Source organism: Arthrobacter sp. 754 (genome assembly GCF_040548695.1).
Classification (GTDB): Bacteria; Actinomycetota; Actinomycetes; order Actinomycetales; family Micrococcaceae; genus Arthrobacter.
In genome coordinates this window covers 336834-349401 of the sequence record NZ_JBEPSC010000004.1, presented here as the reverse complement: position 1 = coordinate 349401, position 12568 = coordinate 336834, and the positions used below count along the sequence as shown (strand labels likewise).

At 65.3% G+C, this 12568-nt stretch carries 12 protein-coding genes; 5 read left to right on the top strand and 7 right to left on the bottom strand.

All coding sequences use genetic code 11. From position 1 onward, the window contains the following. Positions 1–81: 81 nt before the first annotated feature. On the bottom strand, positions 82–2628 hold the full coding sequence (locus tag ABIA70_RS13770) for an ATP-dependent DNA ligase (RefSeq protein ID WP_354148112.1): 2547 nt from the start codon (positions 2626–2628) through the stop codon (positions 82–84). A 40-nt stretch (positions 2629–2668) separates the two neighbouring features. On the opposite strand from ABIA70_RS13770, the gene ku reads away from it, so the two are divergent. Further along, positions 2669–3760 (top strand): non-homologous end joining protein Ku, encoded by a 1092-nt coding sequence (ku, locus tag ABIA70_RS13765; RefSeq protein WP_354148111.1) that lies wholly within the window; start codon positions 2669–2671, stop codon positions 3758–3760. 84 nt (positions 3761–3844) lie between these two features. Here the strand turns inward: ku and ABIA70_RS13760 are convergent, their stop codons facing one another. Beyond that, complete coding sequence (locus tag ABIA70_RS13760) at positions 3845–4111, bottom strand: DUF7218 family protein (RefSeq protein ID WP_354148110.1); 267 nt, start codon at positions 4109–4111, stop codon at positions 3845–3847. 252 nt (positions 4112–4363) lie between these two features. Here ABIA70_RS13760 and ABIA70_RS13755 point away from each other — a divergent pair, with 252 nt between their 5' ends. Next, positions 4364–5209, top strand: coding sequence for a class I SAM-dependent methyltransferase (locus ABIA70_RS13755; protein ID WP_354148109.1), 846 nt, complete (start codon positions 4364–4366; stop codon positions 5207–5209). Then, positions 5209–5640 carry an SRPBCC domain-containing protein gene (locus ABIA70_RS13750; RefSeq protein WP_354148108.1) on the top strand — a complete coding sequence of 144 codons (432 nt, stop codon included), beginning with the start codon at positions 5209–5211 and terminating at the stop codon, positions 5638–5640. Before ABIA70_RS13755 ends, ABIA70_RS13750 begins: the two co-directional genes overlap by 1 nt. A 133-nt stretch (positions 5641–5773) precedes the next feature. Here the strand turns inward: ABIA70_RS13750 and ABIA70_RS13745 are convergent, their stop codons facing one another. From ABIA70_RS13745 to ABIA70_RS13725, 5 genes are all read right to left on the bottom strand, one after another. Next, on the bottom strand, positions 5774–6052 hold the full coding sequence (locus ABIA70_RS13745; protein ID WP_354148107.1) for an HPr family phosphocarrier protein: 279 nt from the start codon (positions 6050–6052) through the stop codon (positions 5774–5776). Positions 6053–6117: 65 nt separating this feature from the next. Continuing rightward, positions 6118–8178, bottom strand: coding sequence for a PTS fructose transporter subunit IIABC (locus tag ABIA70_RS13740; protein WP_354148106.1), 2061 nt, complete (start codon positions 8176–8178; stop codon positions 6118–6120). Positions 8179–8180: 2 nt separating this feature from the next. Then, on the bottom strand, positions 8181–9176 hold the full coding sequence (locus ABIA70_RS13735; protein WP_354148105.1) for a 1-phosphofructokinase family hexose kinase: 996 nt from the start codon (positions 9174–9176) through the stop codon (positions 8181–8183). Continuing rightward, positions 9173–9976: a DeoR/GlpR family DNA-binding transcription regulator gene (locus ABIA70_RS13730; RefSeq protein WP_354148104.1), complete on the bottom strand. Its 804-nt coding sequence runs from the start codon at positions 9974–9976 to the stop codon at positions 9173–9175. The genes ABIA70_RS13735 and ABIA70_RS13730 overlap by 4 nt, the downstream gene beginning before the upstream one ends. A 251-nt stretch (positions 9977–10227) precedes the next feature. Then, on the bottom strand, positions 10228–10485 hold the full coding sequence (locus tag ABIA70_RS13725) for a DUF6458 family protein (RefSeq protein WP_354148103.1): 258 nt from the start codon (positions 10483–10485) through the stop codon (positions 10228–10230). A 210-nt stretch (positions 10486–10695) separates the two neighbouring features. Here ABIA70_RS13725 and ABIA70_RS13720 point away from each other — a divergent pair, with 210 nt between their 5' ends. Together ABIA70_RS13720 and ABIA70_RS13715 are read left to right on the top strand one after the other, a co-directional pair. Further along, the gene (locus ABIA70_RS13720) at positions 10696–11313 is read left to right on the top strand and encodes an alpha/beta hydrolase (protein ID WP_354148102.1); all 618 of its coding nucleotides are present in this window, start codon (positions 10696–10698) and stop codon (positions 11311–11313) included. Between the two features lie 408 nt (positions 11314–11721). Continuing rightward, the gene (locus tag ABIA70_RS13715) at positions 11722–12456 is read left to right on the top strand and encodes an HAD family hydrolase (RefSeq protein WP_354148101.1); all 735 of its coding nucleotides are present in this window, start codon (positions 11722–11724) and stop codon (positions 12454–12456) included. Positions 12457–12568: the final 112 nt, after the last annotated feature.

The window sequence follows — 12568 nt, the reverse complement described above, 5'->3', positions numbered from 1 at the left end:
ACCGGTATTCCGGTGTCCCCAGGCCTTACCCGTATCGGGAGGCCTTTCCGCGTCGCACGACACAGACCCACTGCAGTGCCGCTACGCTTCCGGAACCACTTCCTCCGGGCCCTTGTCCACCCGCCAGCCGCGCCACACCGGATGACGGAGCCTCCCGCTTCCGGTCCACTCACCGAACGTCACTTCACCTACCAGCTTTGGCGTGACCCAGTGGGCGTCGGATGCATCCTCGCGGGGGACGTCGTCGAACGGCGAGGTCTTGCGTGCCAGATCATTCATTTTCTGCCGCAGCTCGGTCAGCTCCCGTGCACTGAAACCGCTGCCCACCCGGCCCACGTACCGCAGGCTCTTACCTTCCGGGATGCCCACCAGCAGCGAACCGACCGAGCTTTCCCGCCCGCCCCTGCCGGGACGCCAGCCGCCCACCACTACCTCCTGTGTTTTCGCGAGCTTGATCTTGATCCAGGTCCTGGTCCGCTGGCCGCTGACGTAACGGCTGTCCGGACGCTTCGCCATCACTCCCTCCAGTCCCAGTTCCTGCGCGCTTTCCAGGATGTGGTCCAGCCGTTCGTCCAACACGGGAGACAGTTCCACGGGAAGGTCGGACGGGGAGAAGAACTCCTCCAACTGTTGCCGCCGCGTCTGAAGATGCTTTCTGCGGAGGTCCTCACCACCGACGGACAGCAGGTCGAACAGCATGAGCCGGACGGGGATGGCGCGGCGGGCCTTTTCGACGTCGGCCGCTTTGGTCAGTTTCATCCGTCCCTGGAGCAGCCCGAAATCGGGCCTGCCGGAAGGCCCGACGGCGATGATCTCGCCGTCGGCGACGAACGACCCCGCCGGCCAGCCGTTCCGGTCCGTCAGCTCGGGATACGTTGCGGTGACATCGTTGCCGTTCCGGCTGAAGATGCGGACCCTCTTTTCGTCCGCAACGATCACCCCGCGGACGCCGTCCCATTTCAACTCAAACTGCCACTCGCTGCCTTGCAGGTCCGCGGGGGTTCCGGCGGTCGCCATCATGGGCCGGAGGTCGTCCAGGGGTGTGGCGGCAGCTTCCCTGGCGGGTCCGGCAACGGGCTGTGGCTCCCGCAGCTTGGTCCTTTCCGGCTTGTCTGGTTCAGCGGGGACTCGTTCGTCCTCACCGGCTCCGTTTCCGTCGTCCCCCGTTCCATTGTCTGAAGAGTGCCGGTGCCTGCCGCCGTGGTGCTCCTTGTCCATCAGGTGGATAAGCCATTGCCCCTCCTCGCCGCGCCCGCGCCCGGTATGGATCAGGGCGAACTTCCTGGTTCCACCCAGGCCGCCGCCTTCGGAACCGGTGAGGGTGGCGATGACTTCCTTGCCGTTGATCCATTTTTCGAGCTCGTACGTCCCGTGGTCCCAGATGGTGACTTCCCCCGCGCCGTACTGGCCCTTCGGGATGGTCCCTTCGAACGTGGCGTAGTCCATCGGGTGGTCCTCGGTCTGGACCGCCAGGTGGTTCTGTCCGCCCGATTCGGGGACGCCCTTGGGCAGGGCCCAGGACACCAGGACTCCTTCATGCTCCAGCCTGAAATCGAAATGGAGCCGGCTGGCGTGGTGTTCCTGGATCACAAAGGTGTCGCCCGTGCCCTCCGCGCCGGAGAACGGCTCGGGCGTCGCGTTCGGATCGCGCATGGAACGGTACCGCTCAAGGCGCGGATGCGCGCCGCCGTCGTCCGCATTGTCAGCCGTTTTGCCCTTGGGGCTGCCCGGGTGGCCGGAACCGTGTTCGACGGCGGCGAACGGGTCCTTGCCCGCCTCGACCCGTCGCATCACTTCTTTGTAGTCCAGATGGTGCAGGGTGGGGGAGCTGAGCTCCTGCCAGGTCCGCGGGGTGGCCACCATTGGCGTAGGCCTGCCGCGCAGTGAATACGGCACGATAGTGGTCTTGGCCGCGCTGTTCTGGCTCCAGTCCACCAGGACCTTGCCGGTGCGGAGCGTTTTCTTCATGTCGCTGACCGCGAGATCAGGGTGGTCCGCTTCCAATGCCCGCGCCAGTTCGTGAGCGAACGCGGAGATCTGGTCCGATGTCTGGGTCCCGTCCAGGCCGGCATAGAGATGGATGCCCTTGCTGCCGCTGGTCACCGGGACCGGGTCCAGCCCCACATCCTGCAGGATGGTGCGCGCCAGGAAAGCTACCTCCACGCATTCCGTGAGCCCTGCGCCTTCGCCGGGGTCGAGGTCCAGCACCAGGCGGTCCGGATTGAGCTGCCTGCCGTGGGAGTCCACCTGCCACTGGGGGACATGGATTTCGAGCGAATTGATCTGGCCGAACCAGGTGAGCGTGGCGGGATCGTTGACCATGGGGTAGTAGATGGTCCGGTCCTTGTGCGTTATGGCGGCGCGGGGGAGCCAGCCCGGAGCCGAGTCCTCCAGGTTCTTCTGGAAGAACACCTCTCCGGGGTCTCCGGCGGTGCCCACACCGTTGACCCAGCGCTTCCTGGTCGCCGGCCTGTTGGCTGCCGCCGGGATCAGGACATGGGCCACCGCGGCGTAGTAGGCCAGGACGTCGGCCTTGGTGGTGCCTGTCTCCGGGTAGATGATTTTGTCCAGGTTGGTCAGGGTCAGTTCCCGTCCCGCCACCCGGACACGTTCCTTAGGAGGGGCCAAAGGTCTTCACCTCCGGCGCTGTGTGGGGTTCACTTGAGGAATGAGAGCCATCTGGAAAGGTGCCATCGCGTTTGGCCTGGTCAACGTGCCCGTGAAGGTCTACAGCGCCACCGAGGATCATGACATCAGTCTGCACCAGGTCCACAATGCGGACGGCGGCCGGATCCGGTACCAGCGCCGCTGCGAGGTGTGCAGCAAGATCATCGACTATTCGGACATCGAGAAGGCTTTCGAGGACGACGGCCGGACTGTTGTCCTGACCAAGGACGAGCTCAAGGCCATTCCGGCGGAGAACAGCCACGAGATCGAAGTGGTGCAGTTTGTCCCATCGGAGCAGCTTGAACCGATGATGTTTGAGAAGAGCTACTACCTGGAGCCGGACTCCAGGTCGCCCAAAGCCTACGTCCTGCTGCGCAGGGCGCTGGAGGACACGGACCGTGTGGCCATCGTGCAGTTTGCCCTGCGCGAGAAGACCCGGCTGGGGGCATTGCGGATTAAGGATGACGTGCTGGTGCTGCAGTCTCTCCTGTGGCCCGATGAGGTCCGCGAGGCCAAGTTCCCGGCACTGGACGAGTCCGTCCGGATCTCCGCCCAGGAACGGGAGATGTCGGCGGCGCTGGTGGAGTCCATGGCCGCGGACTTCGATCCGGACCACTTCACCGACGAGTACCAGGTCCAGCTCCGCACGCTCATCGACGCCAAGCTTGAAAAGGGCGACTCCCTGGACACCGGGGAGACGTTCGGCGTGGAAGCGGGCGAAGGCGGCAAGGGTGAAGTCATTGACCTGATGGAGGCCCTCAAGCGCAGCCTGGACCGGAAGCGCGGTGGTGGCGCAGCGGCTTCGGAGGGCTCCGGTTCCGGGAAGGATACGGCCGGCGAAGACGAGGACGAAGCGGAGGAGCCCGGCACGGGATCCAAGAGGGCTGCAGGAAAGACCAGCACCGCCAAGACCAGTGCCGCAAAGAGCAGTACTACCAAATCCACCGCCTCGAAGACCGCCGCGACCAAGTCCACCACCGCCAAGACCGCCGCCGCCAAGTCCACCTCCCGCAAACCGGCAGCCAAGGCGGACCCGTCGGCTGCCAAGCCTGCAGACAAGGCGACTGCTACCCGTGCGCGGAAGGGCGCATGACGCTGCCGGACCAGGCGCGGGCCGGGCGGGGCCTGTGAAGGCGGGGCCTATGAAGGCGCAGGGTTTTCGGGAGATGGCCGCCGCCTAGGAATTCCGGAGCGCGGAGATAAGTTCGCTCTTCTTCTTCGCGGAGTAGCCCGTCAGTCCTATTTCCTTTGCTTTGGCCTTGAGTTGCCGGACGGTCCAGTCCTCGTAGTCACCTGATTTTCCGCCCTTGCGGCCCACGGCGGAGCGGCCCTTGCTGGCCGCGGCGTTGGAAATGCGCGCCGCCTTCTGCTTTGACGCGCCATCTTCGCGCAGTTCCTCATAAAGTTCAGGATCCTTCAGGCTGGGGTTCTTCTTGCCTGGCATGTCATCCTCCCTAAACGTTGGCGGGGAACGTCCTGGACGCTGGCGTCCTGTCTTTGCTGGTCAGGCTTCCACGCTAATTCGGTGCCTGTGGAAAAACAACAAAACACTAAGGCTGCTTGCTGTGGATCCGCCGAGGCACCCTCGAATGCTTTACAGCCTTCTGCGATGCGGCCACAATGGGTCGCATCGCAGCCTCCACTGTGCCAACAGCGTGCTGTCACTCAAAACCTGTCAAAGAAGAGGGGTCCCGAGATGAATGGCGAAGCGAAAGCAGACGAGGCAGACCCGGCACTGAAGCAAAAGCAGCGGGCTATGTGGGCCTCGGGGGATTACCCGGCGCTGGCTGCCGAACTTGTCAACGACCTCGGAGCCATCCTGGTCGATGCCTGCGGAATCAAGCAGAAGCAGCGCGTGCTGGACGTGGGTGCCGGTGCCGGCAACGCAGCCATTCCCGCGGCCATGATGGGCGGCAAAGTCGTAGCCAGCGACCTCACTCCGGAACTGTTCGACGCCGGCCGCCGGCAGGCAGCCGATCGCGGCGTCGAGCTGGAATGGGTGGAAGCCGACGCCGAGGCTCTGCCGTTCGAGGACAACGAATTTGATGTGGTGACATCCTGCCTCGGCGTGATGTTTGCTCCGCACCATCAGGCAAGTGCCGATGAGATCGTGCGCGTGTGCAAGCCCGGCGGCACCATAGGACTGCTCAACTGGACGCCCGAAGGATTCCTCGGGAAAATGGATGCCACGCTGAAGCCCTTTGCGCCGCCTCCGCCGCCCGGGGCATCGCCGGGGCCGCTTTGGGGCAGCGAGGACCACGTGCGGGAACTCTTCGGCGACCGGATTACGGACATCAAGGCGGAAAAGCGCACGCTGGCCATCCACAGCTTCCATCAGCCGCAGGACTTCCTGCGGTACTTCAAGTCCCACTACGGTCCCACCATCTCCGTCTACAAATTCATCGGCGACGACGCAGACAAGGCCAAGGCCCTGGACAGTGCCCTCATCGAGCTGGCCGATTCCTTTGGCGAGGCCCATGGTGACGCGGCGTGGCAGATGCAGTGGGAATGTCTCCTGCTGACTGCCCGGAAGGCCCGCTGATGCCCGGGGGATTTGTGGCCCGGTCCTCGGTCACCATCGATGCTCCGCCGGACCGCGTCTGGGAGGTCATAACGGATCCGGACGCCGTCAAGGAATTCATGTTCGGCGCAGACCTGGAAACCGACTGGACCGTGGGCGGGCCCATTCTTTGGCGCGGTGAGTGGGAAGGCAAACCCTACGAGGACAAGGGACAAGTCCTTGAGGTGGTGCCGGGACAAAAGCTGGTCCATACCCACTTCAGCCCGCTCGGCGGCGAGGACGACAAACCCGAAAACTACCACACGCTGACGTGGACCCTTGAGGACCAGGGCGGCCGGACTGAACTCACGCTCTCGCAGGACAATAATGCCAGCGAGGAAGCGGCAGAACACTCCCAGGGGATGTGGGACATGCTCGTGGCGGACGTCAAGAAGATCGCTGAGCGGGGATGAACCGGAGCGGGGCTGCAGCGGCGACGGGCACCCGCGGCACTGACCCTTTACACTGACCCCTTAAACGCAACAGCCGCCGTCGCGCCCTCCCACTTAGGGAAAAAGCGCGACGGCGGCCGTCGGCGTGAAACCGCTACTCGGCGTCGTGGTCCGTTTCCAGGATCCGGACCAGGCTCTCCAAGGCGTCATCGGCCCCGGTGCCCTCGGCCCGAAGCACCACAACGTCGCCGTGGGAAGCGCCCAGGCTCATCAGGGAAAGGATGCTCGCGGCGTCCATGGCCTCGTCAACGGGCTCACCCTCGCGGGCGATGGTGATGTCGAGGTCGTACTCTCCGGCAGCCTCTGCGAAGATGGCGGCGGGACGGGCGTGCAGGCCTACACGGCTGGCCACGGTTGCGGTGCGTTCTGACATTCTTGCTCCTTTAGTCTTTCGGCCCCTGGGGTTCAGGGCCGTGGATCAGTGATGGGTAAGGCGGGTCAGACCGTTACGGGAACGGTTTCCACCGTAGCAGCGCTCTTCGGGGCTGCCCAGCGCTTGAGTGCCACGACGGCCAGCGCGCTGACAATGGTTCCGGCGATGATGGCCACCACGAACATCAGCAGGTTGCCGATGGCGAAGAACACGAAGATGCCCCCGTGCGGCGCCTGCGACGTGACGTTGAAGGCCATGGTCAGGGCGCCGGTGAGGGCGCCGCCCACCATGCTGGCGGGGATGACGCGCAGCGGGTCGGCAGCGGCGAACGGGATGGCGCCTTCGGAGATGAAGGAGGCACCGAGCAGCCAGGCCGCCTTGCCGTTTTCACGCTCGGCGAGGCTGAAGAGCTTCTTGTCCAGGACGGTGGCCAGTGCCATGGCGAGCGGCGGAACCATGCCCGCAGCCATAACGGTGGCCATGATCTGCCACGGTGCCTGGTTGGTGGCACTGCCGGCGCTCAGGCCGGCCACTGCGAAGGCATAGGCAACCTTGTTGACCGGTCCGCCGAGGTCGAAGCACATCATGAGGCCCAGGATGATTCCGAGGACGACGGCGGAGGCGCCGGTCATGCCCGACAGCCAGCTGTTCAGTGCCGCAGTGAGTCCGGCGATAGGGCCGCCGAGGACCAGGAACATCAGGCCGGAGGCAAAGATTGAAGCGAGCAGCGGGATGATCACCACGGGCATCAGGCCACGCAGCCAGCGCGGTACCTGCCAGGTACCGATCAGGTGCGCCATGTAGCCGGCGAGCAGGCCGCCCACGATGCCGCCCAGGAAGCCCGCGCCCATGAAGCCGGATACAGCACCGGCAACGAACCCGGGGGCAATGCCCGGCCGGTCGGCGATCGCGTAGGCAATGTAGCCTGCCAGCGCCGGGACCAGGAAGCCCATGGACAGGGCGCCGATCTTGAAGAGCACCGCACCAAGGTAGATGGCAAGGCCGCCGTCGGGAAGGTTCCCGAAGTTGTTCTGAACCACCACCTTGTCGGCGATGCTGGTGATGTTGTAGCCGCCCAGCAGGAAGCCCAACGCGATCAGCAGGCCGCCGCCGGCCACAAACGGGATCATGTAGCTGACGCCAGTGAGCAGTGCGCGCTTCAGCTTCTGGCCGATGTGCTCGCCCTTTTCGGAGGCCTCACGCTCGGCCTGCTCTTCAGCACCGAAGTGCGGGACGCGGCGTGCGTTCGGATCCTGGGCTGCAGCGAGTGCTTCCTGCACCATCTTGGTTGGCTCGTCGATGCCGCGCTTGACGGGTGCGTTGATGACGGGCTTGCCGGCGAAGCGCTCCTTGCCGCGGACGTCCACGTCAACGGCGAAAATGACGGCCTCGGCGGCGGCAATGATCGCGGGATCCAGCGGCTTGGCCCCGGAGGAGCCCTGCGTCTCGACCTGCAGGTCCACGCCCATTTCCTGGGCGGCGGCCACCAGCGAATCGGCGGCCATGTAGGTGTGCGCAATGCCGGTGGGGCAGGCGGTGACAGCTACAAGGCGCCTCGGGCCCGATGCGGCGCCGGTGGCGGAGCCTGCCGGAACCGCAGCAGCACCTGCGGCGGAGGCGCCGGAAGCAGCACCCGCAGCCACAGGTACAGCAGCGGCGGCGTGGGCTGCAGGCTTGTCCGCCAGGGCGCCGTCCACGAGCTCCACGATCTCCTCTCGGGAAGAGGCGTTGCGCAGGGCTGCGGTGAAGTCCTTTTTGATCAGGGACCGGGCCAGCTTGGAGAGGAGCTTGAGGTGTTCCTGGTCGGCGCCGTCAGGAGCAGCGATGAAGAAAATCAGGTCCGCCGGGCCGTCCTTGGCGCCGAAGTCCACCTTGGGGTTGAGGCGGGCCATGGCCAGGGTCGGTTCGATGACCGCCGCTGAGCGGCAGTGGGGGATGGCAATGCCGCCGGGGATTCCCGTGGCTGTCTTCTGTTCGCGGGCGAAGGCGTCTGCGAAGAGGCCTTCAACTTCTGAGGCGCGTCCGGTGGCAGCAACTTTGCTGGCCAGGTGCCGGATCACGTCCTCGGGCGAGCTGCCCAGGTTCTGGTCGAGCTCGACCAGTTCGGTGGTGATGAGCTGAGTCACTGTCAATCCTTTCGAAGGGCCGTGATGGTTACGGCATCCGGGGTGGTTTGGTGGACTGCCGGGACAGTGGAACCCGGCAGGGAGGCGGCGGCGGCACCGTGGGCCACCGCCTGGCGGAGGCAATCGGCCGGGGCGGCGCCCAGGCCGTGAGCGAGCAGATAGCCAGCCAGCGACGAATCGCCCGCGCCGACCGTACTGACCGCGGCGACCGGCGGATGCGTGGCCAGCCACGCGCCGTCGGCCGTTACAAGGACAGCTCCCTTTGATCCGAGAGTTGCCAGCACAGCACCCACACCGGAACGCACGACGGCGGCGGCAGCCGCTGCGGCAGCCGCCGGATCCGCTTCGAGTTCCTCGGCGGTTGACGCCGTGGCGAAACCGGCTGCTGCAGCCAGTTCCGCCAGTTCCTCGGCGTTGGGTTTGAGGAGATCCGGCTTCCCGGACACACCGTCCTGTGAAGTACCTGAGACGGCACCGGCGAGCGGGCCGCCGGAGGAATCGACGGCGATCAGCGGCGTGTTGCCGTTGCCCGCGGCACGCAGCCGCCGGGTGACCGTGGCGTAGAACTCGGCCGGGAAGCCAGGCGGCAGGGAACCGGCCAGGATCACCCAACTGGCGCCGCGGGAACGCTCCAGGAGCAGCGCGATCAGGGCCTCCTGCTGGTCTTCGGTGAGCAGCGGGCCGGGTTCGTTGATCTTGGTGGTGACACCGCCGGGTTCCGTGAGGGCAACGTTGGTGCGCAGCGGCTCGTCGATGGCGAGGGCAGCGAACGGCACCTTGTCGTGCCGGAGTCCGGCGAGGACGGGATCACTGTCGGCCCCCGGAAGGACGGCGACCGTCTCAACGCCCGAGGCGCACAGTGCCCGGGACACGTTGACTCCCTTGCCCCCGGACTCCTGGCTGACGGAAACGGCCCGCTGGACTTCGCCGCGTTCCAGCGGCCCCGGGAGGGCCACCGTACGGTCGAGGCTGGGATTGGCCGTGAAGGTGACGATCATGCGATCACCACGTCAACGCCGGCCTCTGTGAGGGCTGCCGTGAGTTCCGGGCTGGGCTCGCTGTCAGTTATCAAGGTGTCCAGATCTTTCAGGGAGGCGAACTGGACCAGGGTTTCCGCGTCCAGCTTGGAGGAATCGGCCAGCACCACAATGCGGCGGGCCGAATGGACGAAGGCTGCCTTGACGGCGGCTTCTTCAGGATCGGGCGTGCTGAGGCCAAAATCGGCGTGGATGCCGTTGGTGCCGATGAACGCAATGTCCGGCCGCATCCGGTTAGCAGCATCCACGGTTGCCTGGCCGACTGCGGCTTGGGTCAGGCCGCGCACCCGGCCACCCAGGAGTTGGAGGGCAATACCGGGCGTGCTCGCCAGCCTCGCGGCAATGGGGACAGCGTTCGTGATGACCACGAGTTCAGGCGCAGCCACTGAGCCGGAAGGGCCGGCGGCGGTGCGCCGGGACAGCAGGTCAGCCAGCGCTTCGGTGGTGGAGCCGCCGTCGAGCAGGATGCTCCCGGATTTCGCCGGCGGTATCAGCGCCAGGGCAGCGTCTGCGATCCGCATCTTCTGCCCCGGGCGCTGGATTGTCCGGTCGGTGATGCTCTCCTCAGTGGTGCTGAAGCGATCGGCGGCGACGGCGCCGCCGTGAACCCGGCGCACCGTGCCGGCCGTTTCAAGGGTGGCCAGATCGCGGCGGACCGTTTCGGTGGTGATGCTGAAGCGCTCCGCGAGCAGGTTGACGGTCACGCGGCCGCTGCCGGCTACAAGCTCGGCAATCTTCTGCTGGCGCTCCTCGGCGAACACGTACCCTCCGTTGCGTAAAGTGCTGGATCCTATGGCTGCGAAGTCCGGTGACTGACATCACATGATGTTGGATTACCTGACTTTATCTGCGTTTATGTTGGTTTGTCAATGGAAACCCACACGAAACAAAGTGCGATATTTTCCCGCTGTGAGAACCTGCCCGGCGACGAAAAAGCCGGGCCGGACCATGTGCAGGTCCGGCCCGGCTTATCGGGATCCATGATGGGGCGCTTTCGCGTCCGGTGCTCCGGTTAGAGTCCGGCGTCGCGGCTTTCATTGCGCGTGATCCGCTCGCCGGTGTTGGGATCAACAACCGAGCGGGATTCGCTGACGCGGCGGCTGCGGGCCGGCGAAGCCAGGATGAGCGATGCGATCAGCCCGATCACACCAACCGCCATGAGGATGTAGCCGATCATCACCTGGTCGATGAACGGGATGAGCCCTGGAGCGACGGCCCATGCCAGGATGGCTCCGAGGGCGATGAGGAAGATGGAAGAACCGATTCTCATGACTTGCTCCTTGTGGTTCGGGTGCGTGGTGGTCCGGGTGGGGGATCGTTCCAAGTGCGCTGTGATTCGAGAGCAGTGCAGGTGCTGAACGGTAAGCATGCTGTCTTATCCTCAAGGTACAGCCCGCAGAGGCACGATTCAATCATTGGCCGGACGGCGCGGCGTGAGAGTAGTGGCTGTTCAGCATCCCGCAATGGCTAGGCTGACCTGATGGAAACAGTAGTCTGGTCCAAGCCGGAGTCTGAGCGGGCGGGAACCCCGCTGTTGGTCATGATGCACGGCTACGGCACCGACGAATCCCGGATGGTGCGTCTGTTCGAGTACCTGCCGGCCGAGTTCACCTGTGCCGCGCTTCGTGCGCCCATGGTGATCGGAGACCACTATGGCTGGTTCCTGCTGGACTATTTCCTGGCGAACGACTTTGCGGACGTCATCACGGCCACCAACGCCGTCCAGACGTGGATCAACGTGGTCAAGGGCCAACACAGCAGCGTCAGCCTCCTCGGCTACTCGCAAGGTATGGCGATGGCCAGCACACTGCTGCGCCTCCACCCGGACGACTACACGGCCACGGTGGGGTTGTCCGGATTCGTCCTGGAAAACGAGCTTCTGTCGCTCAGCGAATCCTTCACCACCAAGCCGCCGTTCTTCTGGGGGCGGGACAAGGCTGACCTGGTGATCAACGAGGACGCCACCGCCTATACCGAAGAGTGGCTGCATGAACACACGCTCCTGACGGCCCGGACCTACCCCGGGATGGGCCACGCCATGAGTAAAACGGAGATGGTGGACGTCAGCGCGTTCCTCCGGCATTATGTGCTCGGCTGAACCGCCACTGCCCCAACCTGCGCGCTCGAAAGACGCGCTCAAAAGAACAGTTGCGAGCGAAATTTGTAAGCGCTTACACTTCTCACGGCCCTGTTTGGACCTGCCTGCGCCCGGCTGGTCAGGCGCGGTGCATTAGGGACAGCTTGTCAGGGCGCGTCACTGCGCCCATGATGGAAGAAGACGTTTATCAGCAGCCCCCTTGGTCCGCCTTGGCGTCTCCGCCCGCGCCCAGCCCCTGCGCTTGCTGATCCAGAGGACATCGACGTCCACCCCCGCCCTGCCTCACTGCCATAAAAGCAGCCTGAAAACAGGTCCCTGACAACACGCTTACAGAACACGCCCTCCCATGGAACACGCTCTTCAGGACACGCCATTGAAGCTGCCTGCCCTTTGAAAGGACACCCCCGCATGACCGAACTTCTGAAACCGCTCGACACGGGCTGGGCCACTGCCTCAGCCATTCTCTTCGATCTGGACGGCGTGCTGACCCCCACGGCAACCGTCCACGAACGGGCGTGGCAGGAACTGTTCGACGGCTTCCTGGCATCCCGCCCCGACGTGCCCGCGTACCGGGAAAACGATTATTTCGACCACATCGACGGCAAGCCCAGGTTCGACGGCGTCCGGGACTTCCTGGCGTCCCGCGGCATCGTGCTCCCTGAAGGGCCCACCGATGAGGACCCCACGAAGGTGACCGTGCAGGGACTGGGCAACCGCAAAAATGAGGTCTTCAATCACATCGTCAGTGCCGGCGTCGAGCCTTTTGAAGGTTCGGTGCTTTTCCTTGAGGCCGTGCTGGAGCGCGGACTCATGGTCGCCGTCGTATCCTCCTCCCGCAACGCGCCCGCGGTCCTGAAGGCCGCCGGCCTGGACGGGCACTTCAGCGTCGTGGTGGACGGGGTGGTGGCTGCCGCGGAGGGCCTGCCCGGCAAACCGAGCCCGGCCACCTACCAGTACGCCGCAGAGCTGCTTGGCCTGCCCAGCGAAGAATGCGTGGTGGTGGAGGATGCAGTGTCCGGTGTCCGGGCCGGCCACGCGGGGCGGTTCCACTCGGTGATCGGCGTCGACCGTGGCGCCGGCCGGCAGACGCTCCTCGACGCCGGAGCCACGCACGTGGTCAACGACCTCCAGGAACTCCTCTAGCTTCCCCGCCTTCCGCCTGCGGCGCCCTCCCCACGCCGCAGACCGCCTGCTCACGCCCCGCCTGCTCACGACCCGGCTGCCCATGATTCAGCCGCAACACCCACAACGCCTG